This window comes from Nocardia sp. Tas62D01 (assembly GCF_055232035.1).
This window is the reverse complement of record NZ_JBUYUZ010000001.1, coordinates 2,452,460-2,476,726: the sequence shown is the minus strand read 5'-3', so window position 1 is coordinate 2,476,726 and position 24,267 is coordinate 2,452,460. Positions and strand designations below refer to the sequence as shown.

General features: G+C 66.7%; 27 protein-coding genes and 1 pseudogene. 17 read left to right on the top strand and 11 right to left on the bottom strand.

Annotation, left to right across the window (positions count from 1 at the left end; translation table 11 throughout):
• The first annotated feature begins 274 nt into the window (after window positions 1-274).
• Complete coding sequence (pcrA, locus tag ACV7NQ_RS12225) at window positions 275-2,824, top strand: DNA helicase PcrA (protein WP_463359741.1); 2,550 nt, start codon at window positions 275-277, stop codon at window positions 2,822-2,824.
• Between the two features lie 424 nt (window positions 2,825-3,248).
• Here the strand turns inward: pcrA and ACV7NQ_RS12220 are convergent, their stop codons facing one another.
• Both ACV7NQ_RS12220 and ACV7NQ_RS12215 read right to left on the bottom strand, forming a co-directional pair.
• Window positions 3,249-4,301 carry a M23 family metallopeptidase gene (locus ACV7NQ_RS12220; protein ID WP_463359740.1) on the bottom strand — a complete coding sequence of 351 codons (1,053 nt, stop codon included), beginning with the start codon at window positions 4,299-4,301 and terminating at the stop codon, window positions 3,249-3,251.
• A gap of 273 nt (window positions 4,302-4,574) precedes the next feature.
• The gene (locus ACV7NQ_RS12215; protein WP_463359739.1) at window positions 4,575-5,738 is read right to left on the bottom strand and encodes a M23 family metallopeptidase; all 1,164 of its coding nucleotides are present in this window, start codon (window positions 5,736-5,738) and stop codon (window positions 4,575-4,577) included.
• On the opposite strand from ACV7NQ_RS12215, the gene ACV7NQ_RS12210 reads away from it, so the two are divergent.
• From ACV7NQ_RS12210 to sucD, 3 genes are all read left to right on the top strand, one after another.
• Window positions 5,730-5,891 carry a hypothetical protein gene (locus ACV7NQ_RS12210; protein ID WP_463359738.1) on the top strand — a complete coding sequence of 54 codons (162 nt, stop codon included), beginning with the start codon at window positions 5,730-5,732 and terminating at the stop codon, window positions 5,889-5,891. The genes ACV7NQ_RS12215 and ACV7NQ_RS12210 overlap by 9 nt on opposite strands.
• A 390-nt stretch (window positions 5,892-6,281) precedes the next feature.
• Window positions 6,282-7,448 (top strand): ADP-forming succinate--CoA ligase subunit beta, encoded by a 1,167-nt coding sequence (sucC, locus tag ACV7NQ_RS12205; RefSeq protein ID WP_463359737.1) that lies wholly within the window; start codon window positions 6,282-6,284, stop codon window positions 7,446-7,448.
• An 11-nt stretch (window positions 7,449-7,459) separates the two neighbouring features.
• Window positions 7,460-8,374, top strand: coding sequence for a succinate--CoA ligase subunit alpha (sucD, locus tag ACV7NQ_RS12200; protein WP_463359736.1), 915 nt, complete (start codon window positions 7,460-7,462; stop codon window positions 8,372-8,374).
• Between the two features lie 57 nt (window positions 8,375-8,431).
• On the opposite strand, the gene ACV7NQ_RS12195 is transcribed toward sucD, so the two are convergent.
• Window positions 8,432-9,376, bottom strand: coding sequence for an undecaprenyl-diphosphate phosphatase (locus ACV7NQ_RS12195; protein WP_463359735.1), 945 nt, complete (start codon window positions 9,374-9,376; stop codon window positions 8,432-8,434).
• A 101-nt stretch (window positions 9,377-9,477) separates the two neighbouring features.
• On the opposite strand from ACV7NQ_RS12195, the gene ACV7NQ_RS12190 reads away from it, so the two are divergent.
• The 10 genes from ACV7NQ_RS12190 to ACV7NQ_RS12145 all read left to right on the top strand — a co-directional run bounded on the left by ACV7NQ_RS12190 (window position 9,478) and on the right by ACV7NQ_RS12145 (window position 18,289).
• Complete coding sequence (locus ACV7NQ_RS12190; RefSeq protein ID WP_463359734.1) at window positions 9,478-9,828, top strand: hypothetical protein; 351 nt, start codon at window positions 9,478-9,480, stop codon at window positions 9,826-9,828.
• 188 nt (window positions 9,829-10,016) lie between these two features.
• Window positions 10,017-11,084: a DUF5336 domain-containing protein gene (locus tag ACV7NQ_RS12185; RefSeq protein WP_463359733.1), complete on the top strand. Its 1,068-nt coding sequence runs from the start codon at window positions 10,017-10,019 to the stop codon at window positions 11,082-11,084.
• A 101-nt stretch (window positions 11,085-11,185) separates the two neighbouring features.
• Window positions 11,186-12,574, top strand: a complete 1,389-nt coding sequence (locus ACV7NQ_RS12180; RefSeq protein ID WP_463359732.1) for a cell division protein PerM — start codon at window positions 11,186-11,188, stop codon at window positions 12,572-12,574.
• Window positions 12,575-12,634: 60 nt separating this feature from the next.
• Window positions 12,635-12,781 carry a hypothetical protein gene (locus ACV7NQ_RS12175; RefSeq protein ID WP_463359731.1) on the top strand — a complete coding sequence of 49 codons (147 nt, stop codon included), beginning with the start codon at window positions 12,635-12,637 and terminating at the stop codon, window positions 12,779-12,781.
• A gap of 88 nt (window positions 12,782-12,869) precedes the next feature.
• A complete protein-coding gene (purN, locus tag ACV7NQ_RS12170) occupies window positions 12,870-13,502 on the top strand; it encodes a phosphoribosylglycinamide formyltransferase (RefSeq protein WP_463359730.1) in 633 nt (210 codons plus the stop codon).
• A 77-nt stretch (window positions 13,503-13,579) separates the two neighbouring features.
• On the top strand, window positions 13,580-15,157 hold the full coding sequence (purH, locus tag ACV7NQ_RS12165) for a bifunctional phosphoribosylaminoimidazolecarboxamide formyltransferase/IMP cyclohydrolase (protein WP_463365635.1): 1,578 nt from the start codon (window positions 13,580-13,582) through the stop codon (window positions 15,155-15,157).
• Window positions 15,158-15,204: 47 nt separating this feature from the next.
• The gene (locus ACV7NQ_RS12160; RefSeq protein WP_463359729.1) at window positions 15,205-15,705 is read left to right on the top strand and encodes a hypothetical protein; all 501 of its coding nucleotides are present in this window, start codon (window positions 15,205-15,207) and stop codon (window positions 15,703-15,705) included.
• 96 nt (window positions 15,706-15,801) lie between these two features.
• Entirely contained in the window at window positions 15,802-16,704 is a 903-nt protein-coding gene (locus ACV7NQ_RS12155; RefSeq protein ID WP_463359728.1) for a DUF4158 domain-containing protein, read from the top strand.
• Between the two features lie 399 nt (window positions 16,705-17,103).
• Window positions 17,104-17,817 (top strand): hypothetical protein, encoded by a 714-nt coding sequence (locus ACV7NQ_RS12150; RefSeq protein ID WP_463359727.1) that lies wholly within the window; start codon window positions 17,104-17,106, stop codon window positions 17,815-17,817.
• Window positions 17,804-18,289: a hypothetical protein gene (locus ACV7NQ_RS12145; protein ID WP_463359726.1), complete on the top strand. Its 486-nt coding sequence runs from the start codon at window positions 17,804-17,806 to the stop codon at window positions 18,287-18,289. Before ACV7NQ_RS12150 ends, ACV7NQ_RS12145 begins: the two co-directional genes overlap by 14 nt.
• Window positions 18,290-18,625: 336 nt before the next feature.
• Here ACV7NQ_RS12145 and ACV7NQ_RS12140 read toward each other — a convergent pair whose 3' ends face one another.
• The 5 genes from ACV7NQ_RS12140 to rpmB all read right to left on the bottom strand — a co-directional run bounded on the left by ACV7NQ_RS12140 (window position 18,626) and on the right by rpmB (window position 20,549).
• Window positions 18,626-19,087 (bottom strand): hypothetical protein, encoded by a 462-nt coding sequence (locus tag ACV7NQ_RS12140; protein WP_463359725.1) that lies wholly within the window; start codon window positions 19,085-19,087, stop codon window positions 18,626-18,628.
• A gap of 449 nt (window positions 19,088-19,536) precedes the next feature.
• Window positions 19,537-19,791: a 30S ribosomal protein S18 gene (gene rpsR / locus ACV7NQ_RS12135; RefSeq protein ID WP_463359724.1), complete on the bottom strand. Its 255-nt coding sequence runs from the start codon at window positions 19,789-19,791 to the stop codon at window positions 19,537-19,539.
• Window positions 19,792-19,826: 35 nt separating this feature from the next.
• Window positions 19,827-20,132, bottom strand: coding sequence for a 30S ribosomal protein S14 (rpsN, locus tag ACV7NQ_RS12130; protein WP_463359723.1), 306 nt, complete (start codon window positions 20,130-20,132; stop codon window positions 19,827-19,829).
• Window positions 20,132-20,302 (bottom strand): 50S ribosomal protein L33, encoded by a 171-nt coding sequence (rpmG, locus tag ACV7NQ_RS12125; RefSeq protein ID WP_280449278.1) that lies wholly within the window; start codon window positions 20,300-20,302, stop codon window positions 20,132-20,134. Before rpmG ends, rpsN begins: the two co-directional genes overlap by 1 nt.
• A gap of 10 nt (window positions 20,303-20,312) precedes the next feature.
• Window positions 20,313-20,549 carry a 50S ribosomal protein L28 gene (gene rpmB, locus ACV7NQ_RS12120; protein WP_227996914.1) on the bottom strand — a complete coding sequence of 79 codons (237 nt, stop codon included), beginning with the start codon at window positions 20,547-20,549 and terminating at the stop codon, window positions 20,313-20,315.
• Between the two features lie 101 nt (window positions 20,550-20,650).
• Between rpmB and mrf the strand changes: the two genes are divergently transcribed.
• The 3 genes from mrf to rpmF are packed head-to-tail and all read left to right on the top strand — an operon-like array spanning window position 20,651 to window position 22,417.
• A complete protein-coding gene (mrf, locus tag ACV7NQ_RS12115; protein WP_463359722.1) occupies window positions 20,651-21,961 on the top strand; it encodes a ribosome hibernation factor-recruiting GTPase MRF in 1,311 nt (436 codons plus the stop codon).
• Window positions 21,958-22,242 (top strand): type B 50S ribosomal protein L31, encoded by a 285-nt coding sequence (locus ACV7NQ_RS12110; RefSeq protein WP_463359721.1) that lies wholly within the window; start codon window positions 21,958-21,960, stop codon window positions 22,240-22,242. Before mrf ends, ACV7NQ_RS12110 begins: the two co-directional genes overlap by 4 nt.
• Before the next feature lies 1 nt (window position 22,243).
• Window positions 22,244-22,417, top strand: a complete 174-nt coding sequence (gene rpmF / locus ACV7NQ_RS12105) for a 50S ribosomal protein L32 (protein ID WP_463359720.1) — start codon at window positions 22,244-22,246, stop codon at window positions 22,415-22,417.
• Between the two features lie 149 nt (window positions 22,418-22,566).
• Here the strand turns inward: rpmF and ACV7NQ_RS12100 are convergent.
• From ACV7NQ_RS12100 to ACV7NQ_RS12090, 3 genes and pseudogenes are all read right to left on the bottom strand, one after another.
• Window positions 22,567-22,790: pseudogene (locus tag ACV7NQ_RS12100) on the bottom strand (hypothetical protein).
• 529 nt (window positions 22,791-23,319) lie between these two features.
• On the bottom strand, window positions 23,320-23,844 hold the full coding sequence (locus tag ACV7NQ_RS12095) for a hypothetical protein (protein WP_463359719.1): 525 nt from the start codon (window positions 23,842-23,844) through the stop codon (window positions 23,320-23,322).
• Window positions 23,841-24,137 (bottom strand): glycoside hydrolase family 25 domain-containing protein, encoded by a 297-nt coding sequence (locus tag ACV7NQ_RS12090; RefSeq protein WP_463359718.1) that lies wholly within the window; start codon window positions 24,135-24,137, stop codon window positions 23,841-23,843. Before ACV7NQ_RS12090 ends, ACV7NQ_RS12095 begins: the two co-directional genes overlap by 4 nt.
• Window positions 24,138-24,267 lie beyond the last annotated feature (130 nt).

The following is a 24,267-nucleotide window of genomic DNA, read 5'->3' as shown; positions in this document are numbered from 1 at the left end:
GGTGCACTCAGCTATCAGGTCCGCGATCACGATATTCGGCAGGTAGCCGAATCGGATGCATTCCCGGAGCGCAGATCATGTGGCCAGTCTGCCACGGGGGCGAAGCATTGCAAAACACTTCTATTCGTGAAACTGCTGAGAACAATCACACAGATTTGCCCTTACGCGGGGACCGCGGCAGTTCACTCGCCGTTCGCCGGGACGATGTCGAACAAACATCGACGCGAACGGGGACTTCACCTCTGTCGGTGGCCGCCGGTAGCGTTGATGGACGATGGACATCACGGTGGCTCCCCAGATGCAGGCCGGGCAGACTCGGCACCAGGACTCAGCCCAGAAACTGCAGGTCGACGATGGTCGTGCCGTGGATCCGGGGCAGTCTCCGGAACAGCGCCGTCTCGAACGGGAGCAGCGCCACGCCGAGGAGGCCGAGCTGCTACTCGACGGTCTCAATCCGCAGCAGCGCGCCGCGGTCGTGCACACCGGCGCGCCGCTGCTGATCGTGGCGGGCGCAGGTTCGGGCAAGACCGCGGTGCTGACCAGGCGGATCGCCTACCTGCTCGCCGCCCGCGGTGCGACGCCGGGGCAGATCCTCGCCATCACGTTCACCAACAAGGCTGCCGCGGAGATGCGGGAGCGGGTGATCGGGCTGGTCGGCCCGCGCGCCAACAACATGTGGGTTTCGACCTTCCACTCCAGTTGTATGCGCATCCTGCGTATGCAGGCGGCGCTGCTGCCCGGCCTGAATTCGAATTTCTCCATCTACGATGCCGACGATTCGCGGCGACTGCTCACCATGATCAGCCGGGACTTCGACCTCGATGTGAAGAAATACTCGGCGCGACTGTTGGCGACCGCCATCTCGAATCTGAAGAACGAGCTCATCGACCCGGCCAAGGCCACCGCCGATGCTGAATCCGACGAGAGCGAATTGCCGGGTCTGGTCGCTCGGGTTTACACCGAATACCAGCGGCGCTTGCGCGCGGCGAACGCGCTGGACTTCGACGATCTGATCGGCGAAACGGTGGCGCTGCTGCAGAACCACCCACAGGTCGCCGAGTACTATCGGCGCCGGTTCCGGCACGTGCTCGTCGACGAGTACCAGGACACCAACCACGCGCAGTACGTCCTGGTGCGTGAACTGGTCGGGCACCACACCGAAGCCGCGGCCGAGCCGGACGCGGTTGCGCCGAGCGAGTTGTGCGTGGTCGGTGACGCGGACCAGTCCATCTACGCCTTTCGCGGCGCCACCATTCGCAATATCGAGGAATTCGAGCGTGACTTCCCCGATGCCGAAACCATTCTGCTGGAACAGAATTACCGCTCCACCCAGCACATCCTGTCCGCCGCCAACGCGGTGATCTCCCGCAACGAGAACCGGCGCGACAAGCGGCTGTGGACCGACTCCGGCGAGGGCGATCTGATCACAGGCTACGTCGCCGACAACGAACACGACGAGGCGTCGTTCGTTGCCCGCGAGATCGACCGGCTGGTGGACGCCGAGGAGGCCACCTACGGCGATGTCGCGGTGTTCTACCGCACCAACAACAACTCCCGTGCGCTGGAGGAAATCTTCATTCGGATGGGCCTGCCGTACAAGGTGGTCGGCGGCGTGCGATTCTACGAGCGCAAGGAGATTCGCGACATTGTCGCCTATCTGCGCGTGCTGGAGAACCCCGACGACGCGGTGAGCCTGCGCCGGATCCTCAACACCCCGCGCCGTGGCATCGGTGACCGCGCCGAGGCGTGTGTCGCCGTGCATGCCGAGCAGCGCGATATCGGTTTCGCCGCGGCACTGCGCAATGCCGCCGACGGCAAGGTCGCGCTGCTGAACACCCGCGCGCAGCGGGCAATCGCCGGGTTCCTCGACCTGCTCGAGGAGATTCGAGCGGCCGGCGTGCAGGCGGAGCTGGACTTCCCGGATGTCGGGAATGTGGTCGACGCGGTGCTGGAACGCACCGGCTACCGCGCCGAGCTGGAGGCATCCGACGATCCGCAGGACGGCGCCCGACTCGACAACCTGAACGAACTGGTCAGCGTCGCACGCGAATTCAGCTCGGAGGCATACAACAACGCGGCGGCGGCCAGGGAAGAGGGCCTGGTGCCGGAGGCGACCGATGGCGAACCGGAGCCTGGTTCACTGGCGGCCTTCCTGGAGCGGGTCTCGCTGGTGGCCGACACCGACCAGATCCCCGACGAGGGCGCCGGGGTGGTCACGATGATGACGCTGCACACGGCCAAGGGCCTGGAATTCCCGGTCGTGTTCGTGACCGGCTGGGAGGACGGACAGTTCCCGCACATGCGGGCGCTCGGCGATCCCACCGAGCTGGCCGAGGAACGCCGCCTCGCCTACGTCGGCATCACCCGGGCGCGGCGCAGGTTATATCTGACTCGCGCGGTGGTCCGCTCCGGCTGGGGTCAGCCCGTCTCCAACCCGGAATCCAGATTCCTGCAGGAGATTCCGAGCCACCTGATCGATTGGAAGCGGCTGGAGCCGAGTGGCTCTCCGCTGACCAGGAGCATCCGTCGTCGCGGTGACGACGACGGAGCGGAACGGGACTGGACACGCGGCGACGGCTGGAACGAGCAGCGTCCCGGCGTGCGGGATCGCGGTCCGCGCCGTCCCGCTCCGGGCGGCGCCACCCGCAACAACACCAATCTCGTACTCGCGGTGGGCGATCGGGTCAGCGACGACAAGTACGGTCTCGGCCGGGTAGTCGCGGCCGAAGGATTCGGACCGCTGGCCACAGTGACCATCGACTTCGGTACCGCGGGCAAGATTCGGCTGATCCCGCAGTACAGCCGGACGCTGGTCAAGCTCTGAATTCCAGCTGGCTCACCACCTGAGCGCAGACCTCGCAGTGGTCGGTGATCAACTGGCCACGGCTGTCGCACCGGCGCTGGCCTGGAGCCGATTGGTACCGCACCGATCGGCGCTGTGTTCACCTGCTCTGGTCGCGTTCGCCGAAACCGGTGAATCTGCGGCCGTTCTGGAAGCCGTGGTTCGCGGACCCGGTTCGGCCCGGCCACCAGAATTCCGTTCGGCAGTATGACGTCTGGGTCGAGACCGCGGGAAGCGTGCCCTTGATCACCCACGGTCGTCATCCCGTCGCAGACCGGGACTATGCGCCGAGTCCCGGATGGAGAGTTCTGCGCGGCCCCGGTGTCGAGGCCGACAGCGAGCGAGGCACGCGGCCGCTACGAATCACGAGAGGGGTCGCGCAGTTCCAGCCGGGTAGCGGCGAACCTCAGTCGCGTTCGGGGCCCAGGCTGATGCCGCGGGTGGCGAGCCACGGGAGGGGATCAATCCTGTTGGTGCCGTTGAGCCAGACCTCGAAGTGGCAGTGCGGCCCGGTGGACTCGCCGCGGTTGCCGACCGTCGCGATCTCGTCGCCCGCTGTCACCTGCTGGCCGACGGACACCAAGGCAGTGTTGATGTGGCCGTAGACGGTGATGGTGCCGTCGTCACCGCGCAGGCGCACCCACATGCCGAATCCGGCGGCCGGGCCCGCATCGATGACGGTGCCGTCTTCGACCGCATAGATCGGGGTGCCGATGGGTGCGGCGACGTCGACGCCAGGGTGTAGTACGCCCCAGCGGGCGCCGTAGCCGGAAGTGAAGGTGCCCGAGGCGAACTTGGTGAACAGCGGCCGCATCTTGGCGGCCTCCTGGTCGGCGAGCTGTTGAGCGTAGTCGGCGCCGTTGTGCAGCAGATCGGTGAACTGCCCGATATCGGTAGGTCCCGAAGCATTGAGCAGTTGCGGAGCGGCGGTGCTGTTGTCGGGTTGAATGGGATCAACCGCCTGTGCCTGACCGAGCGCTTGAAATTCGACGGTCGGTGCAGGCTTCTCCACCCGTGCCCCGATGCCCTGCCCCGCGGCGACGACCGCGCCCGCGGCGACCGCGACGACCGCGGCGCGACCCTTCAACGCAGTGGGCGGCGGTGGCAGTCGGTGCGCGCCGCCGCGTCGACGCGTGCTTCGCGTCGGCATGGTGGGCGACTCGGGGCGGGCATCGGCCGGTTCCGGATGCGGCGTCTCATCCGTGCGCCAGGAACCGTCGAAGCGCTGCTCGTCGCCGGGCCACGAATCATCCAGCGGCCACGAATCATCCAGCGGCCATGAGTCATCGTGTGACCACGAGTCGTTCGCCGCCCAGCTAACGACAGGCCCGCTGCTGTCGTCGAATCGGCCTGGCTCTTGGGCGTATTCGAGATAGCCGCGAGATTGCTGATTGCGGTCGAAAGGCTGCTGAATCGAACGTTCGCGTCTGTCGATATCACGCCGCGAGTGACTGCTCAACGGCGTGACCGCACTGCGTCGCAGGAATGTCCGAAATGTCGTAAATCGGAAACATTCTCGATTATGCCAGGTCCGCGGACCATCGAGCGGAATGTCGGAGTGTCCTCAACGCGCATCGAGCTTTTCGTCCTTCGGGTCGCTTCCGCTGCTGGGCCATCGATCGAACCGACGGTAACGAATTGATTGCTTAGCCGCAATAGCGCGGCACCGCATATAGCCACGGAGACAACCGATTTCACGGGTACCACAACCTGGTAGGAGGCATGAGCGCCGCTAGTCTCGCTGCGGGCCGAGGCTGATGCCGCGGGTGGCGAGCCAGGGTAGCGGATCGACCTTGTCGGCACCGTTGAGCCAGACCTCGAAGTGGCAGTGCGGGCCGGTGGAGAAACCGCGGTTGCCGATGGTGGCGATCTGGTCGCCCGCCATCACACGCTGGCCCTGCGACACCGTGGCGGTGTCGATGTGCCCGTAGATGGTGACGGTGCCGTCGTCGTGCAGCAGGCGCACCCACATGCCGAATCCGGCCGCAGGGCCCGCCTCGATCACGGTGCCGTCAGCTACCGCGACGATCGGGGTTCCGATCGGGCCCGCGATATCGACACCGAGGTGCTGGACGCCCCAGCGGGCGCCGTATCCGGAGGTGAAGGTGCCGGAGGCGAACTTGGTGAACAGCGGCCGCAGTTTCGCGGACTCCTGTGCGGCCAGATCGTTGGCGTACTTCTGACCCTTTTGCAGGATGTCGTTGAACTGGACAAGGTTGCTCGGTGTCGAGACGCTGAGCACCTGCGGCGAAACCGGCGAGGCGGTGGGGTCGGTTACGCTGACCGACTGCGCAGCGATCTCGTGGATCTGGCCGGCGGCGTCGTAATCGATGGCCTGCGAGGGCTGTTCGGGCGAGGCGAATGCGGCCTGGCCTGCGGCGACGACCGCACCCGCGGCGACCGCGACCACCGCGGCGCGGCCCTTGAGCGCGGTCGGCGGTGCGGGCATCCGGTGCGCGCCACGGCCACGCTGCGTGCGGCGGGCCGGTATCGCCGTCGGAGTGGCCAGGGATTCGGGTTCGTCGTCTTCGAGCGCCCAGGAATCGTCGGCGTCCGGACCCCACGAGTCGCTGGTGTCGGATGTCCACGAATCGTCGTCTTCGGGCGTCCACGAGTCGTCGGATGTCCAGGCGCCGGCGTCGGACCACGAGTCCTGCTGCGACCACGAATCCTGCTGGCGCCATGAGTCGTTGGCGGACCAGGAGTCGTCGTGGCGGTCAGCGGCTGCGGTGCGGACGTTGTATCCGGCATGCGCGGCAGCGGCGGGCGAAACGTATCGGCCCGACGCGGAGTGCCGGTACTGGTCGGGGTATGCGCCGAAGGGCTCGTCGTCGGACCGATAACGATGTCCGGCGTGAGCGCGATTATGGGGCGGCAGGGTCGAGCGATGGTTCATCGGCTGTGCCACATCGTGGAGCTGGAGAAGTTCGCGGTGTCGAGGGGCCTGCCCAGTGCGGGCGTCGACCGGTCAGCTGCGGAACGGCTCTCCGTCTGCGGAGTGCTGTGCTGCGTCAAGCTTGCCGTCCTCCTAGTCGTGACCGTGCTGTGACATCGACCGCGTTGACGGTAACGAAACGATTGCGGGGTCCGCAAGCGCTGCAGGCCCTCAATTCAAACATGTGAGATTGATCACTGTAACAGCACGGAATATCTCACTGCGCTACGGGAACGCGAGAGAGGTCGTTCGGCGACGGCCTGTAGTAGAACGGCACGGCTCCCGGGTTCGGCGGCTCTACCTGGCGTACCGACGCAACCTACTCGTCAGTAGTCTTGGCCAGCGGTTTTCCCGGCCTGAGCATCGCCCGTGACCTGCGCCACTTAGGATGAACGTGGCCGATTGACGGTCCATGTGACTGGTTAGAGTCCGACTCGACCCGCTTCCGACGTCGGGCCGCCAACAAAGACGTTGTCATAGCAACGCAGACGAGACGGTGAGTACATGGATCTCTTCGAATACCAGGCGAAGGAGCTCTTCGTTAAGCACGGAGTGCCCTCGTCCGAGGGCCGCGTGACGGACACGGTCGAGGAAGCCCGCGCGATCGCGGAGGAAATCGGCAAGCCGGTCATGATCAAGGCGCAGGTCAAGGTGGGCGGCCGTGGCAAGGCGGGTGGCGTCAAGTACGCCGCCACTCCCGACGACGCGCTTACCCATGCGCAGAACATCCTCGGCCTGGATATCAAGGGCCACATCGTGAAGAAGCTTCTTGTCGCCGAGGCCAAGGACATCGCGGAGGAGTACTACATCTCCTTCCTGCTGGATCGTTCCAACCGCACCTACCTGGCCATGTGCTCGGTCGAAGGCGGCATGGAGATCGAAGAAGTGGCCGCGACCAAGCCGGAGCGGCTGGCCAAGGTTCCGGTCGACGCCGTCACGGGTGTCGATCTCGCGTTCGCCCGCTCGATCGCCGAGCAGGGCCACCTGCCCGCCGACGTGCTGGACGCCGCGGCCGTGACCATCCAGAAGCTGTGGGAGGTGTTCGTCGGCGAGGACGCCACCCTGGTGGAGGTCAACCCGCTGGTCCGCACCCCCGACAACGAGATCCTTGCCCTCGACGGCAAGGTCACCCTCGACGAGAATGCCGCGTTCCGGCACCCGGACCACGAGGCGTTCGCGGACAAGGACGCGACCGACCCGCTGGAGCTCAAAGCGAAGGAAAACGACCTCAACTACGTCAAGCTCGACGGTGAGGTCGGCATCATCGGCAACGGCGCCGGTCTGGTCATGTCCACCCTCGACGTGGTCGCCTACGCGGGCGAGAACCACGGCGGCGTCAAGCCCGCCAACTTCCTCGACATCGGCGGTGGCGCTTCGGCCGAGATCATGGCCGCCGGCCTCGATGTCATCCTGGGCGACACGCAGGTCAAGAGTGTGTTCGTGAACGTCTTCGGAGGCATCACCGCGTGTGACGCGGTCGCCAACGGCATCGTGAAGGCGCTGGAAATCCTTGGCGCCGAGGCGAACAAGCCGCTGGTCGTCCGTCTCGACGGCAACAAGGTCGACGAGGGCCGCAAGATCCTGGTCGATGCCGCGCATCCGCTGATCACACTTGCGCAGACAATGGACGAAGGCGCCGACAAGGCCGCCGAACTGGCAGCGGCCAAGTAAGGAAACCGGAAATGTCTATCTTCCTGAACAAGGACTCGAAGGTCATCGTCCAGGGCATCACCGGCGGTGAGGCCACCAAGCACACTGCCCTGATGCTCAAGGCCGGCACCCAGGTCGTCGGCGGCGTCAACGCGCGCAAGGCGGGCACCACCGTCGCGCACACCGACAAGGACGGCGCCGCGGTCGAGCTGCCGGTGTTCGGCAACGTCGCCGAGGCCGTCAAGGAAACCGGCGCCGACGTCTCGATCGCGTTCGTGCCGCCGAAGTTCGCCAAGGACGCCATCATCGAGGCCATCGACGCGGAGATCCCGCTGCTCGTGGTCATCACCGAGGGCATCCCGGTGCAGGACACCGCGTACGCGTGGGCCTACAACCTGGAGAAGGGCAACAAGACCCGGATCATCGGCCCGAACTGCCCCGGCATCATCACCCCCGGCGAGTCGCTGGTCGGCATCACTCCGGCCAACATCACCGGCAACGGTCCGGTCGGCCTGGTGTCGAAGTCCGGCACCCTGACCTACCAGATGATGTTCGAACTGCGTGACCTCGGCTTCTCCACCGCCATCGGCATCGGCGGCGACCCGGTCATCGGCACCACCCACATCGACGCCATCGAGGCGTTCGAGAAGGACCCGGAGACCAAGCTGATCGTGATGATCGGCGAGATCGGCGGCGACGCCGAGGAGCGGGCCGCGGCCTACATCAAGGCCAACGTCACCAAGCCGGTCGTCGGCTACGTGGCGGGCTTCACTGCCCCCGAGGGCAAGACCATGGGTCACGCGGGCGCCATCGTGTCAGGTTCGGCGGGCACCGCCCAGGCCAAGAAGGACGCGCTGGAGGCCGCGGGCGTGCAGGTCGGCAAGACGCCGTCCGAGACCGCCGCGCTGGCGCGCGAGATCCTGGAGAGGGCAAGCATCACCGCCTGATCTGCGATAGTCGAAGGCCGCCTTCCGCATCGGAGGGCGGCCTTTTCGCATATTCGGTCAGAGGAATCTGATCACCGAAAGCAGGCCGAACGCCAGGCTGTACACGGCGAAGGGCAGCAGCGAGTTGGTCTTGAAGTAGCGCTCCAGGAAGCGGACCGCGAAGTACGCCGCCGCACCCGCGACGATCGACCCGACGAGTACCTGCCCGAGAATCCCGTTGCCCTGCGGACCGGCGAGCGTGGGTAGCTTCAGCACGCCCGCCGCCAGGATGACCGGGGTAGCGAGTAGGAAGGCGAATTTCGCCGAGTCCTCGTGATCCAGGCCGCGCAGCAGACCGCCGACCATCGTCATGCCCGAGCGGCTGATGCCCGCGAACAGCGCACCGGTCTGGGAGGCGCCGATGATCAACGCGTCCTTGGTGCTCAGTCCCGCCAGCCTGACGGTGCTGTCCGCCTCGGGTTCCATCTCGTATCCGCGGCCGATCGCGGCGCCGTGAGCCTCGGCCTCGGCGAACCTGCGGCCGTACTCCGACAGCGTCGGCTGGTTGCGGCGGCGCAGGCCCTCGCCGACGATCAGCACAATGCCGTTGAGCGTCAGGAATATGGCTGCCGCAAGCGGTTTCGCGAACAGCGTCCGCAGCGGGTGTTCGAGCAGCAGGCCGAGGATGCCGACCGGCACCGTGGCGAGCACGATCAGCCAGGCCAGGCGCTGGCTGGAGGTCTCGATCCGGCGAGTTCGTAAGGTTGTGACGAAGCCGACGATGATGTCGGCCCAGTCGCGCCAGTAGAACACCAGCAGCGCGAGTGCGGTCGCCACGTGCAGGCCGACGACGAATGCCAGGTACGGGGTGCCCGAATCGGAGTCGCCCTGGGTCACCAGATCGCTCCACGAACCGCCCAGCCACGCGGGCACCAACACGGAATGACCGAGGCTGGAGATGGGAAAGAGTTCGGTTATGCCTTGGAGTGCGCCGATGACGACGGCTTGGGTGTAAGTGAGCATCGCTGACAGCCTCGCACGGCCAGGTGACGGATGCGTCGGCGAGTCTGGATTTCGGTGGCAGCGGTCGGTCGGTCCCGGTCCTGCGCTGCCATGCTGGTGGCGTGGACGTGCTGGTGCTCGGCCCAGTGCAGGTGCGGGCGGGCGGCGAGAGTGTCGCCATCGATCGACCGCTGGAACGCGCGGTGCTGGTGCGGCGGCATTGGCGAACGGGGTTCCGGTGCCGGATGGGCGGCTGGCCGCGGACCTGTGGGGCGACGCCGTCGAGCGTCCGGTGCAGCGGCTACGGGTGGTGGTGTCGCGGCTGCGGGCGGGGCTCGGGCCGCACGCGGAGGTCGTCGGGCGCACACCGGCCGGGCACCACGCCACTGCAACCAGCGCATGGAGAACGGCGAATGGCAGGACTACGACTGCAGGGCAGCTACGGCGCCTACTACCTCATGCCCCGCTACTGAACTTCCCGCTACTGGAACGAGGGGCACGAATCGTTATGGAGTCGGGATCGTTATGCGATACCAGGCATGGGAGGTGTTATCCGGTCGTCCGGCCGGTCCGTTAAGGGTGACCTGGGCCAGCGAGTGCAGTAGCGTCAGACGATATCCAGCCATCAAGAAACGTACGACTCGACCTAGGAGACGACGACATGTCCTACCCGACCGGAGGCTCCGGGTACAACACACCCGCGACGCCCTCCGCACCTTCCAGCCTCGGCCAGTCGGCGGGTAGTACCGGCACCGGGTCGAGCACGTCCGGCTCGGCCGCGAAGGGTCTGCCGTTCCTGCTGGTGGCAGGGGTGGCCGGGCTCGGCGTAATCAACTTTCTGCTCGGGTTCCTGCCTTACGCGGCGCGGGAAGTCGTCAACCCGGTCAACGGCGCGAAGATCGCCGGCGACAGCGCCAACTCCTTCCAGGTCCCGCTGACCAGCCTGCTTGCGCTGCTGCTGCTCGGCGGTGTGCTCGCGGGTCTGTCCCTGCTGCCGAAGCAGAGCTGGACCGGCGCCGCCGCCGCGGCGTCGATCGCTGGATTCGTCGGGCTGGTGTTCCAGTCGTTCAACCTGTCCGACGGCGTCCAATTGAAGTGGGGCGCTTACGTGGTGCTCTTCCTCGCCTTCGTGCAGGCCGCGATCGCGGTGGTCGCGGTGCTGTTCGAGGCCGCCATTCTGACACCGCCCGCGCCCAAGCCCGCCACTGCGCAGGGCCCGCCGAGCGGTTTCGGCCAGGGCGGGTACGGCCAGCCGTCGGCGTTCGGGCTGGGCCAGCCGTCGGTGTTCGGTAGCCAGCCGGGCCAGTCCGGCTACGGTTCGAGCCAGCCGGGACAGACCTACGGCCAGCCGGGTTACGGCAGCCAGACCGGCCCGCAGTACCAGCCGCAGCAGCCGTCCTACGGTCAGAGCCAGCCTGCCTACGGCCAGGGCCAGCCGGGCCAGGGCTACGGCCAGCAGCCGTCCTACGGCCAGCAGCCAGGTTACGGTGCGGCACAGCAGGGTTCGCCCTACGGCGCGGCCGGTGGCGCGCAGCAGCGCCCGGACGAGGCCGCCACCCAGCACTTCGGCGGTGCGCAGCCCGGCCAGCAGTACGGTGCGCCGAGCTACGGCCAGGGTCAGCCGGCGCAGTCGGGCCAGCAGAGTGGCCAGCCCTTCGGCTCCGAGCAGGGTTCGGATCCGGCCTCGGACGCCACCCAGGCGTTCCGTCCGTCGGACGACAAGAAGTAAGTTCCGCCGCTCTCCCGGCGCGCAGCCGGTGCGCCGCCCATCCGAATGGGCGCGGCGCGCCTTACCCGCTCGCGCCGGGGGAGCTGCCACGCTGAATTTCTATGAGCTCCCCGAGATCCTCTCTTGTCCGCCGGACCACCGGGTCCCGTGGCGCGCCGGATCCCTCGACGCGCGGCCGACGGGGCGCCGATCCGGATCCGTCGCGGAAGCCGCGCAGTGGTCCTCCGGCGTCCGGCGATGCCGACGAGGCCGGGTTTCTCTCGCTGACGCCGGAACGAGCCCGGGTCTTGGTGCTCGTCGCGGCGCGTCCGACGACCATCGTGCTGACCACCGTCATCGTCGTCGTACTGCTCACGCTGCTGGCTTCGGGCAGCAGCCTGGCCGGTACCTCCGGCGCGATCGCCGCGGGTTGGCTTGCGGCGCACCAGGTTCCGCTGGTGATCGGCAAGACATCGCTGGGTCTGCTGCCGCTGCTGCCGACCGGCCTGCTGGTCTGGCTGGCCGGTCGGGAATGCGCTCGCGCGGTCGAACCGAACAGTTCCCGCGCCGATCTCGGTTGGATCCTGGGGGCCGCGCTCGGTGGCCCATTGCTGGTCACCGCGGTCTGCCTGGCGGTCGCCGAGGACGCCTCGGGTGTCGTCGCGCTGCAACCGCCGAACACCCTTGCCGCGTTCGGCTGGGTCGGCGGATTGCATCTGGTCGCCGCGGCGGGTGGCATCGCGAGCCGCGATCGGCGCAGGCTGTTCACGATGTTGCGGCTGCCGGACTGGGCGATCGCGGGCACTTTCGGCGCGGGCCGGACCGTCGTGCGGCTGTTCACGGGCGCCACCGCGGTCACCGTGGTGTCGTTTGTCGCACACTGGTCCCGGATCGGTGACACGTACCAGACGGCGGGCAATGCCGCCGGGGTGATCGGGCTGAGCCTGCTCTCGCTCGCGTATCTGCCGAACGTGGTGGTGCAGGCGGTGAGCGTGCTGGTCGGGTCGGGCGCGCAGTTCGGTGCGGCCTCGGTCGGGCTGGTTTCCGTTGTCGGCGGGCCGATTCCGGCGGTGCCGGTGCTGGCGGCGGTGCCGACCGGTCCCGCATCCGGTTGGTGGCCTGTACTGCTGCTGATTCCGGCCGCGGTCGGTGTGCTCGGCGGGCTGGACAGCGGACGGACCTCCACCGACCGGATCACCGCGCCGTGGGCGACGCTGACCGCGGCCGGGCTGGCCACGGTGGTGCTGACCCTGCTCGGCGCGGTCGCGGGCGGTGCGCTCGGCACCTTCGGACAGGTCGGTCTCGACCTGCCGATCTTCACTGTGGTGACCTTCGCCTGGCTGGCCATCGCGGGCTATGTCGGGCTGGCGTTCGCGCGCTGGTTCATCGTTCCAGTGGGCGCGCCGGTCACCGACTACGCCGAGCACGACGACTACTACCCAGACGACGAGTACGACGACTACCGCGACGACGACTACGCCGATGACGATTACCAGGCCGATGACGAATAGGCGGCGGACGACCACTATTTCGACGACGGATACGGCGGTTACGACGGCCCGGACCTGGAGGTGGAACTGGACGGCGAACTCGTCGACGAGCAGCCCGCCCTCGTCGTGACCGGTTCGACGCCGGGCGGCAATACCATCCCCGATATCGTCGATGCCGAAGTGGTCGAGCCGGACCTGCCCGAAAGTGACCCGGTGGACGGTCGTTAGGCTCTATCTCGGCGGCGTCGCAAACCGCCGCCCGCCTTTTCGACCGACACGCAGGAGTAGAGCGCTGACGTCCTCGCATGCTCAGTGGGTGCCCACCACGGCCCCGGCCACGGTCGTCGTGCTGGCCTCCGGCACCGGGTCGTTGCTGCGCGCACTCATCGATGCCGCGGCCGCGCCCGACTACCCGGCGAAGATCGTCGCCGTCGGAGTCGATCGGACCTGTGCCGCCACCGAACATGCGGCCGCCGCCGGTATCCCCGATTTCCGGGTGGCGCTGAAGGACTTTCCGGACCGCGCCGCCTGGGACGTCGCGCTGACCGACGCGGTCGCCGCATACCAGCCCGACCTGATCGTCTCCGCCGGCTTCATGAAGATCCTCGGCCCGGCCTTCATGGCCCGCTTCGGTGGCCGGATCATCAATACCCACCCCGCGCTGCTGCCCGCTTTCCCCGGCGCGCACGGGGTGCGTGACGCCCTCGCCTACGGCGTGCGGGTGACCGGGTCGACCGTGCACCTGGTCGACACCGGCATCGACACCGGCCCCATCCTCGCGCAGGAGGCGGTCGCGGTGCTGGATGACGACGACGAGGCCACCCTGCACGAACGCATCAAGGTTGTCGAGCGACGGTTGCTGGCGGAGGTTGTCGCCGCCGTCGCCACCAGAGGCATTGTCTCCGACGGACGAAAGGCAGTTATCCCAGATGAGCGAGTTCTCCGGTGAGTGAGCGCAGCGAACGCGTGAATAACTCAGCTGAGCGCAGCGAACGCGTGAATAACTCAGCTGAGCGCAGCGAACGCGTGAATAATTCAGCTGAGCGCAAGTCGATCAGCCGCGCATTGGTCAGTGTCTACGACAAGACCGGGCTCATCGAGCTCGCGACCGGGCTGCAGGCCGCGGGCATCGAGCTGGTGTCGACCGGGTCGACCGCGGGCAAGATCGCCGACGCGGGCATTCCGGTGACCAAGGTCGAGGACCTGACCGGTTTCCCGGAGACCCTCGATGGCCGGGTCAAGACGCTGCACCCTCGGGTGCACGCGGGCATCCTCGCCGACACCCGCAAGGCCGAGCACGTCGACCAGCTGGTGGAGCTGGGTGTCGAGGCGTTTCAACTGGTGGTGGTGAACCTATACCCGTTCACCCAGACCGTGGCCGGCGGCGCGAGCAACGACGAGTGCGTCGAGCAGATCGATATCGGCGGGCCATCCATGGTGCGTGCCGCCGCCAAGAACCATCCCTCCGTCGCGGTCGTCGTCGACACCTGCGACTACCGCGATGTGCTCACCGCGGTGCAGTCCGGCGGCTTCACCCTGGCCGAGCGGACCGCGTTGGCGGCCAAGGCATTCCAGCACACCGCGAGCTATGACGTCGCGGTGGCGAGCTGGATGACCAGCGTGCTGGTGCCTGCCGCGGGCGAGCCCGCATCGAGCCCGTTCCCCGCCTGGATCGGTGGCAGCTGGGAACGCGCCGCGGTGCTGCGCTACGGCGAGAACCCGCACCAGGCCGCCGCGCTGTACACACAGAACGACGGCAGCAACGGTCTTGCACAGGCGAAGCAGTTGCACGGCAAGGAGATGTCGTACAACAACTACACCGACGCCGACGCCGCCTGGCGCGCCGCCTTCGATCACGCCGCGCCCGCGGTGGCAATCATCAAGCACGCCAACCCCTGTGGCATCGCGGTCGGCGCCGATATCGCCGAGGCGCACCGCAAGGCGCATGCGTGCGATCCGGTGAGTGCCTACGGCGGTGTGATCGCGGCCAACGGTGAGGTCACCGTGGAGATGGCCGAGCAGGTCGCCGAGATCTTCACCGAGGTGATCGTCGCACCGTCCTACGCCGACGGCGCCGTCGAGGTGCTGCAGCGCAAGAAGAACGTGCGCATCCTGGTCGCCGAGCCCCCTCGGCTCGGCGGCGCGGAGCTGCGTCCGATCAGCGGTGGCGCCCTGCTGCAGCAGCGCGACATCCTGGACGCCGCCGGTGACGATCCGGAGAACTGGACGTTGGTCGCGGGCGAGGCGGCCGATGCCGAAACCCTTGCCGATCTCGAATTCGCTTGGCGCGCTTGCCGTGCCGTGAAGTCCAACGCGATCCTGCTCGCCCACGACGGCGCCTCGGTTGGCGTCGGCATGGGCCAGGTCAATCGGGTCGACGCGGTCGGTCTCGCGGTGCAGCGCGCCGGTGACCGCGCCAAGGGCTCGGTCGCCGCGTCGGACGCCTTCTTCCCCTTCTCCGACGGCCCGCAGCAGCTCGTCCAGGCCGGTATCCGGGCCATCGTGCAGCCCGGCGGCTCGGTCCGCGACCAGGACACCATCGACCTGGCCCGCGAAGCCGGAGTCACCCTGTATCTCACCGGTTCGCGCCACTTCGCGCACTGAGTCCGGTCTTACTCGAAAAGGGCGGATCCCATTGGGGTGCGCCCTTTTTGCTGCGCGACATCGACGCACCGCAGCACCGAAACCCCGCGGATCGACGGGGGCGCAGCGGCGGGCACCGTCGGCAGCGGCGGCGGCCGGGTCCGGAGGATATCGTGGTCGACTTCTGGAGCCGGGCGGGCATCCCGCGGCTGCCGCTGACGTTCTCCGGAATCGGCCGCACCGTAACGGATCTCATCGCGGCGGGGCATCAGGTCAGGACTGCGGCCTTCACGTCGACCTACTTCGTGACCGGCGGCCCGGCCAAGGTCGGCGATTTTCCCGCGCCGGTCGCCTACGAACTGTGGCACCCCACCGTGTTCGTCGACCGCATCCGGCTGACACCGGAGCAGAACGCGCGCAACCTCGGCGCCGGTGTGTATGTGTGGTGCGAAGATCCGACGGTGCGAACCCCCGCGCAGATCGTCGCGTCGATCACGATGTCGCTGCGGGTGATGGCGCAGAAAACCTGGGGTCCTACCCGTTCGGGTAGCTATCCCGAGTTGGGGTAGGAACCGAATACGCCGGAAAGGGGCCGCGACGGCGTGGGATGGTGAGTTCTGATTAAGGTGGGCGCGTCCGGGTTGTGATCATGCTGGGGTGTCGGGTTGGCGTCGATCGATCGCACGGCTTACCCGCGGTTCAAGCGCGCGGTGTCGGTTCGCGAGTTGGTTGAGGCGTTCACGCCTACCGCTGATGAGATCACTTGGGCGCGAGGCAAGACGCAGAGCGAGCAACATTCGCTGGCGCTGCTGGTCCGGTTGAAGTTCCGGGCCGTGGTGGTCGATCATGTACGCGGCGTGTTGGGGCTGCCGAAGACGGTGGCCGCGGATACCGATGCGGCCCGCACAGCCAAACGGCACCGTCAGTTCGTGCGTGACCGCCTGGGGGTGAAATATGAGGCGGCCAGAGTGCGGGAGGCAGCAGAGCAGGCGATCCGCGCGGCGGTACAGACCAAGGACAATCCGGCCGATCTGATCAATGTGGCGTTGGAGGAGCTGGTTCGGCAGCGCTGCGAGCTGCCGGGTTATACGACGCTGGACGCGATGGCCGCCAGGGTCCGGGCCGGGGTGAACGGCGGATTCTTCGGGATGGTCGCGGCCCGGCCGGACCGGGCGCAGCGGATGCGCCTGGAGCGGATGCTGGCAGTGGATCCGGCGATGCGACGCAGCGAGTTCGACCGGATCAAGACACCAGCGCAGGCCCCCGCCCTGGGCAAGTTCAAGGCACGATTGGCGCACTTGCAGGAGCTGGACGGGATCGGCGCGACCGAGCGATGGCTGGACGGGGTTCCGCCTGGCAAGGTCGCCCACTTCGCGGGCGAGGCCGGCGTCGCCAATGTCGACGATATGCGCAAGACCGGCGACGACAAGCGTGTGACGTTGCTGATCAGTCTGCTGCACCAGCAGCGGGTCCAGGCGCGAGACGAGGTGGTGACCATGTTCTGCAAACGCATGGCCGCCCTGCACAAGAAGGGCCGCGAACGTCTGGAACAGCTGCGATCGCCATGAGGACGTGTGATTCCTGATCGATTGTCCGGCAAGGCATTCGGCAGCAATGACGCACGCAGCGAGGTGGTCGATTGCAGGGTCGTCGTTCGACAGCAAAGGGCTGTCGGGTCGGATCGAATCACTGGGTTGGGCGGGTCCGCACCTGCTCGAGCGGATATTGCAGGCGGAGTGGGTGCCCGTATATGGTGGCGTGGTGATTTTCTCTTATGGAAAGGGCGCCGTGCGCCCCTGCCGGTGATCCCCGGCGAGTGGCTGGTTTCCGGGGATGCGGATGGCCAGACCACTTTTCTTGCTCACGCACTCAGCCTCGGTGCCTTGTATGGTCCAGGCCCGTGGCCCCAGGGGGGCCGCCCGCTTCCGGACGATCCACCTACCGCGCGGGCATTCCCGAATTCGACTGTGCTCGATGGTGTCCTGACTCATCATTTCGAGACTTCTACCGCAATCGAACCCGACGACCAACTCCGCGCCGACCTGACCGCACTCATCGGACGCATGGACACCGCGCTCGAACTCGCGCTCCTCGCCGCATTTCCCGCAGCTCTCGCCGCCGACGTGCGCGTTGTCGCGCAGATCCTGCCACCAGGACGCTTACCGCTGATTCGGAACGGCCGCTCTGTATGGGTCCAAGGCGAGCACCTCACCCTCCCGTACTGCCTGGCCAACCCCGAACCAGCCGACGACATCTCAGCCCGGCTGTCTGCGACGCAGACCGAGATCCTGCACTGCCTCTACAGCCGCCATTCCAACGGCTACGTCCGCCAACGCCACCTCAACCAGATGATCGATGCCACCGACCCGTGGATGGTTCCTTTCGTCGTCAAGCTTGTCGGCGAATACGTGCTCGACATCGTCATCGACATCAAGCAGGGACTCACCGATGTGGTCACAGTCGAGACTGCCCAGCACGAGGCTTACGGACGGTTCGCTGCCACCAACCCCGAGTTTCTCCACTTGACCAGCCAACGTGTCGCCAGCTACTGGCGCTGCTACTACGGAAACCGATACCCGCACCGCTACTACCCCGGCCGCATCGTCATCGACGAGCTGCACGAAGCCGCAGCCGCGTACCGATACACCGGCGAGACCGGATTTCACCATGGCCATCAATAAGATCCAGTTCGACATACAAGTCCAGTTCCCCCGCCCACGCCGCTGGCTGCTCGCCGGCATCCTTCCGATCGTGCGACGTGACCGGGTCATCCCACGTGTCGACGGTGTGCCACTCACCGATCTGATCGACAGATTCGAGCTCGAGGCAGGCATGCAGCCCGCAGGTGGGGCATACGGTGGCCTCATCCCGGCGTACTCTCGGTCCCTCCGGATGGATGACCACTTCCACGGAAGGTCCACCATGGCAACGGGATCGAAGACACCCTTGCTCGTGTGTGAATGCGGCGAGTGGGGCTGCTGGCCGCTCCTGGCCGAGATTACTGTCACCGACGACCTTGTGACCTGGGATCGCTTCGGGCCCTATCGCCCAACACGCGACTATGGCACGTTCGGTCCATTCCGGTTCGACCGCAACCAATACGACGACGCACTACGGGACCTGAGTAGGCCAATCAGCTCGGACATCGCGTGAACACGATTCGCCGCATGTCTCGCTGCTCGCATCTCCGCTGTTCCGTACCAGAACGCGAAGCGGCCTGATCTCCGGACGGAACGGTGTATCACCGATCCCCGCGGAGAGATGAACGGCCCCTTTCCGGCGTATTCGGTTCGCACCCCGAGTTCGCGGCGCTGTCGGATGCGGTCGCCGAGCCCGCGCCGCGAGCGAACACATTCGACATCTCGACACTCCGTGAAGCGCTGGTGAAATCAACCGCCGAGCCCATTCAGCGCCGAGATGCCCTGCGGAGCTGAACTTTTGCCTGCGCCGGACTCGATACGTCGCTGGTTCTTACACCGCGCCGAGTGCCTACACCGCGCTCAGGACCTGCCGGTTCCCCAGCGGCGCCTTCAGCGGCACCTCGAGTGTGCCGAACACCGCGATCATGGTGCACATCCGCCCGGTCGCATCGGCGCGAGTGCCGGAGCGCAATTCGATGGTGACCGTCGAATCGGTTTCCGTGGTGCTGACGTCCACGCCGTAACACTCGGGCGAGCCGGTCTGGAAGTTCACCGCGATCCGATCGTCGGCCACCCGCTTCCAAGAGGTGAACGGAATCGGATGCGCTCCGACGATGGTCGGATCGGCGACGAAGAGCCTGCCGGTGTTGTCGCCCGCATCCTCGGTGGGCGTGGTCGGCGCCGCTGTCGTCGTCGAGGTGGTCTTCTGTTGTGCGGCACCATTATCGGAGCCGCCGCACCCCGCGACAGCGAGGCCGACCAGCAAGACGGTGGCGGCAACAGCGGGGCGCGTGCCCGACATCCGGTACATGGGCACCACCCTAGTTGACTCGTCTCGCATCTCGCAGCTACCGACAGAATTCACGGTGTGCGCTGTGCGGCAATCCAACACAGCGATGAACACCACACAGTGAACTTTCGGCGAACCGTGCACGTAATCCCTCCGCGGGACGCTCGGGCAGTAGATTCGGCTCCGATGCGCGCCATGGCGTTACGACGGGCGTCGATGTCGGATGCTTGGCACACTAAATCTTCGAAGGGAAGAAGGCGGGCGACACGCTGCGCGTAGGTGAAGAACTCGGGCTCGGCCAGACTGTGGAGGGCGGTGCTTACACCCTCACCCTGCAGACCGGCACCGGACGGTGTCCGTCGACAGCCGTGCGCCTGGACGAGCGCAGCCGAGGCCATCGCTTTTCGGGCGCGGCCGGACGGTGTCCGTCGACAGCCGTGCGCCTGGACGAGCGCAGCCGAGGCCATCGCCTATCGGCTTGTGAACGGCAGCAACGCCATCTCGCGGGCATTCTTCACCGCGACGGCGACCTGACGCTGCTGCTGTGGGGTGAGCCCGGTGACCCGGCGGCTGCGGATCTTGCCGCGGTCGGAGATGAACGTGCGCAGCAGATTCACATCTTTGTAGTCGACGATCTCCACGCCCGCGGAGATGAGCGGGTTCTTCTTGGGACGTCGGGCCTGCTCGGCGCGAACCTTCTTCGAGGGTGCTCGCTTGACTGCCATATGACGGGGTTCCTTCTCACGAGAACAGTGGTTGTCTACCAGCTCGATTTGTGCACACCGGGCAACTCGCCCCGATGGGCCATCTCGCGCACTCGCACACGGGAAAGTCCGAACTTCCGGAGATGACCGCGCGGTCGTCCGTCTGCGGCGTCCCGATTGCGCAATCGTACCGGACTGGCATCGCGTGGCAGCCGTTGTAGCGCCGACTGCGCCATGGCCCGGTCGGCATCGGAGGTGGCCGGATTGCGGATGCGCTCCTTGAGTTCGGCGCGCCGGGTGGCGTAGCGCGCGACGATCTCCCTGCGCTGTTCGTTGCGCGCGATCTTCGACTTCTTGGCCATCAGCGTTCCTCGCGGAAGTCGACGTGCTTGCGCACCATTGGGTCGTATTTGCGCAACACCATCCGGTCCGGATCGTTGCGCCGGTTCTTCCGGGTGACGTACGTATACCCGGTTCCCGCAGTGGATTTCAGCTTGATGATCGGCCGGATCTCGGTCGACTTCGATGCCATATTGGTCCTTTCAGATCTTGTCGCCGCGGGCCCTGATACGGGCCACCACGGCCTCGATCCCGTCCCGGTCGATGGTCTTGATGCCCTTGGTGGAGACGGTCAGCGTGATGCGCCGGTCCTCGCTGGGCAGGTAGTAGGTCTTGCGCTGAATATTGGGATTCCAGCGACGGCTCGTCCGCTTGTGCGAGTGCGATACGGACTTGCCGAACCCCGGCTTGCGCCCGGTGACCTGGCAATGGGCCGACATGCGGGCTCCCTCCGGTAGATGACAATCATTTTCGACAATGGCTGCCCGACACTGTACCGTCGGTCTTTGGCAAATGAAAATCATTATCGAAAGGGGTTGCTGTGTCTGAGTCCGACAGAACGCCCGTAGTGGTGATCGCCGGATTCTCCGGACGCGCCACAGTGGGTGTGGACCGTGCGGCCGAGGCGCTGCGCGCGACGCCGGGCACGGTCACCATTCGGCACGACCTGAGCGGGCTGCGTGAGGGGATCGTGCATCGGACGGTGCGCATCGGCGACCACGAGACGTCGGCCGTGCTGGAACTCGCGCACGGCTGTGTCTCGTGCACGCTGCGCATGGATCTGCTGCCCTTGCTGTGCACGCTCGCCGCCCGCGATTCGGTGAATCGCATTGTGCTCGCACTGGATCCGGCGTTCGAGGCCGAGGCGGTCTGTCAGGCGATCGAGAATGTCGTCGTCACCGGAGTGGTCGGTCGGGTCGACGGACCCGCCGGTCGCGACGTGCGCATCGAGGCCGTACTGACCTGTCTGGATGCCCAGGCGTGGCTGGCCGACGCGACGGGCGACGAGACGCTCGCCGAGCGCGGTCTGGCCGCCGCCGACGACGACCGGACCGTCGCGCAGCTCGCGGTCGGGCAGGCCGATTTCGCCGATGCCGTTGTGGCACTGGGACATCCGGGTGATCCACTGGACCAGGTGCGGCTCGGTGCGGTGCTGGCCCGGCTGGTTCCCGACGCGCCCGTGGCGTGGGTGACCGACCATCACGGTCTCGACCCGGCCGAGATCGAGGCGCTGCTCGCGCGGATCCCCGCGCACTCCCGCCGCGGTCGGATCTTCGACGCGCACGCGCCGCTGTTGCGCGGGCAGCCGCCGCTCGGTGCGGACAACGGTGTGACGCTGGTCGAATTCGCCGCGAGTCGTCCGTTCCATCCCGTCCGGCTGCACGAAGCGCTCGACGTGTTGTTCGAGGGAGTGGTGACCGCGCGCGGACGGATGTGGCTGGCCACCCAGTCCGACGAGGTGGTGTGGCTGGAGTCGGCGGGCGGCGGCCTGCGGGTCGGCGGCGCCGGACGGTGGCTGGCCGCGATGAGTCAAGCGGAGCTGGCAAGCGCCGATCCCGACCGATGCGCGATGGCCGCGTTGCACTGGGACGACACGTTCGGCGACCGGGACACCTCGCTGGTGATCCTGGTGCACGACGCCGACCCCGCCGATATTCGCCAGGCCCTGCACTGGGCGCTCGTCGAGGACGACGAACTGCGGTTGTTGGAACACGCCCCCGAGCTGGTCGCGCAGTGGGAAGACCCGTTCGGCGAGTGGCACACCGACCCGTGCGACACCGGTGAGTCGACCGGGCTGCCCGTCGAGGGCAGTGCTGGACAGTCGAAAAGCCCGAGAGGAGAAGCGAAATGAAGACCGGGATACATCCGGACTACCACCCGGTGGTGTTCGAGGACGCGAGCACCGGCAAGCAGTTTCTGACGAGGTCCACCTCCACCAGCACCCGCACGGTGGAGTGGACGGACGGCAACACCTACCCGCTGCTGATGGTGGACGTGACCGCCGACTCGCATCCGTTCTGGACCGGAGCGCACCGCGTGATGGACACCCAGGGCCGGGTGGAGAAGTTCGAGCGCAAGTACGGCAAGCGGGCCCGCGCCGGCGCGCCCCGGCACGAACGAGGGGAGGGCTGACATGGCGGTGCCGAAGCGGAGGATGTCGCGGTCGAACACCCGCAGCCGTCGCGCACAGTGGAAGGCGACCCCACCGGACCTGGTGCCGGTCAGCGTCGGAGGCGTTGTGCGCAAGGTGCCGCGCCGGTTGCTACAGGCGGTGCGCCGGGGCCTGATTGATCTCGATCGGATCTGACGTACGGCCAGCGGTTTTCGGCTCGACGCATGCCGGGTCGTAGCTGCTCCGGTGACGATCACGGTGCGAGTCTTTCCAGCGCCCGTTCGCGGCCCGCAAGTCATCAGGGGGCCGCGAACACGCAGCGCCGCAGGCGCTGCAAATCAGACTTAGCCTTCTTCGGCGGCCAAGTCTGCCAGGATGGCCGCGAGCCGGAAGAACTTGTTGTTGCCCAGGTCGGCAAGCGTCTCGATCTTCAGGGCGTCGAGCAGTGCTTGTCGTGCGCTTCGGTGAGGCCTGCCAGCGTCGCGGGCGGTGCGGCGAGGTTCTCCGCGAACGACTTGTTCTCGTACGCCTTGTCCAACGCTTTGTCGAGCACCACATTGACAGCCATGTGATGAACCTGGATAAGCGGCGGCCGGACCCGTCCGTCCGAGCCTTCGTGCCAGCCGACGACAACTCGATCGGTGCTGGCTTGGGTGGTGAATGCGCGGGGCAGTTTTTTTGCAGGTCATTCGACCGAATTCGGTAAGTCGGCCCGGGATGGAAGGCGAAGTTCAGGCTGTGCGACGCCGGATGGGCAATTAATTGGCTAACGATGCGTCCTGCACCACGTGGCAATTTTCCGGAATGCTCGATTGCGACGGGGTAGCCATCTGGTGAATTACGTACTGAGGGTTGGTTTTTGGGCGCTGTAAAAGTCTTGGCGAAGTGATGATTTCGTGTTCCCGCACCGGTACCCTCGTCCGAGAGGGCGGGTTCTCCTGGACCCCCGGGAGAACCCGCTCATCGCCAAGCTTCCGGCCCATCGGGCCGAGCCCCTTCACTCGAATTCCTTGTCGCGCCGTGGATTCCTGGGCTCTGTGGAATTCCTGGGGCTCCGTGCAGGTCGCCCGCCACGAGGTGCCGGGACAGTGCGATGGTCACTCACCGGGTCCGAGTTCCGCCAATTTTCCGGTCCTCGATGACTCACCCGGAGCTTTTGAATGTCCGGGCAAGGGCAAATCCGGCAACAGGGACTCCAGTCGCGCCAACTGCTCGCCGACCAGCGCGGCCGGACCCTCGATCAACGACAGCGGCCACGGCCAATGCCGTCCGCTCAACCGCTCGACCTGCTCGACCAAATCGGCCGTCGTGGTCTCCAGATCGCCGATCTCGGTACGCAATTCGCCGATTTGCGTACGCAACCCGGCCGACTCACGCTCCAGATCATCGATCCGGTGCAACGCTGCGGCCAAGCCGTCTACCAGGGTCAAGCTGTGACCGTCGGCATCGGTACCCAGCTGCGGCCAGCCCGCCAATCCGGGCCCGCGGAGCTGGACCTGAATATCGCGCAGCACTGCCTCTTGTTCCGGCGTCACGTCTGGTTCCTCCTGTACGAAATCCCACTGGCCGAAATCGTCCGTCTCGGCCACGTTCACATCGCAGAGCACCCCGCCGACCGTCACCTGGCGCAGCGTCGGTCCCGGCGGCCACCACAGCGCAGTACCTGCGCCAGCCCGGCGCGGGCGTCCACGATCCCGGTTCCGTGGCCGTCGAGCATACGGGCGGCGGTGGTCTCCCAGTTCGACACGATCGAAACCCTGTCGGCGCGCAGATCGTCCGCCTCAGCCGGAGTCAGCAGCTTTCCGGGCAGCGTCGGGCCGCCGTCGGACAGGTGGCGCACCACGAAGTCGAACCCCGCCGCGCGGATCATCGCACCCCCTGGACGTCCCGCGGCGTAGTCAAGACCGAAACGCATGTCACTCACTGTAAGTCGGTCGGGCACGGAAATCGGCGGCATTGCCGAACCGGTGAAAACTGTCGGTCCGAGCTGGTTGACTGTGGGTGGTTCGCGTGGTCGCCAGGTGCTGGGAAACAGGGTGTGAACA

Bases quoted from the DNA above. Each gene is read 5' to 3' on its own strand.
- sucC (WP_463359737.1), top strand. From the start codon at position 6,282: ATGGATCTCTTCGAATACCAGGCGAAGGAGCTCTTCGTTAAGCACGGA.
- ACV7NQ_RS12185 (WP_463359733.1), top strand. From the start codon at position 10,017: ATGTCCTACCCGACCGGAGGCTCCGGGTACAACACACCCGCGACGCCC.
- ACV7NQ_RS12110 (WP_463359721.1), top strand. From the start codon at position 21,958: ATGAAGACCGGGATACATCCGGACTACCACCCGGTGGTGTTCGAGGAC.
- rpsR (WP_463359724.1), bottom strand. From the start codon at position 19,791: ATGGCAGTCAAGCGAGCACCCTCGAAGAAGGTTCGCGCCGAGCAGGCC.
- rpmF (WP_463359720.1), top strand. From the start codon at position 22,244: ATGGCGGTGCCGAAGCGGAGGATGTCGCGGTCGAACACCCGCAGCCGT.
- ACV7NQ_RS12140 (WP_463359725.1), bottom strand. From the start codon at position 19,087: ATGTACCGGATGTCGGGCACGCGCCCCGCTGTTGCCGCCACCGTCTTG.
- sucD (WP_463359736.1), top strand. From the start codon at position 7,460: ATGTCTATCTTCCTGAACAAGGACTCGAAGGTCATCGTCCAGGGCATC.
- ACV7NQ_RS12145 (WP_463359726.1), top strand. From the start codon at position 17,804: ATGGCCATCAATAAGATCCAGTTCGACATACAAGTCCAGTTCCCCCGC.
- ACV7NQ_RS12090 (WP_463359718.1), bottom strand. From the start codon at position 24,137: ATGCGTTTCGGTCTTGACTACGCCGCGGGACGTCCAGGGGGTGCGATG.
- ACV7NQ_RS12210 (WP_463359738.1), top strand. From the start codon at position 5,730: ATGGTTCATCGGCTGTGCCACATCGTGGAGCTGGAGAAGTTCGCGGTG.
- ACV7NQ_RS12195 (WP_463359735.1), bottom strand. From the start codon at position 9,376: ATGCTCACTTACACCCAAGCCGTCGTCATCGGCGCACTCCAAGGCATA.
- ACV7NQ_RS12215 (WP_463359739.1), bottom strand. From the start codon at position 5,738: ATGAACCATCGCTCGACCCTGCCGCCCCATAATCGCGCTCACGCCGGA.
- ACV7NQ_RS12180 (WP_463359732.1), top strand. From the start codon at position 11,186: ATGAGCTCCCCGAGATCCTCTCTTGTCCGCCGGACCACCGGGTCCCGT.
- rpmG (WP_280449278.1), bottom strand. From the start codon at position 20,302: ATGGCATCGAAGTCGACCGAGATCCGGCCGATCATCAAGCTGAAATCC.
- pcrA (WP_463359741.1), top strand. From the start codon at position 275: ATGGACATCACGGTGGCTCCCCAGATGCAGGCCGGGCAGACTCGGCAC.
- rpsN (WP_463359723.1), bottom strand. From the start codon at position 20,132: ATGGCCAAGAAGTCGAAGATCGCGCGCAACGAACAGCGCAGGGAGATC.
- rpmB (WP_227996914.1), bottom strand. From the start codon at position 20,549: ATGTCGGCCCATTGCCAGGTCACCGGGCGCAAGCCGGGGTTCGGCAAG.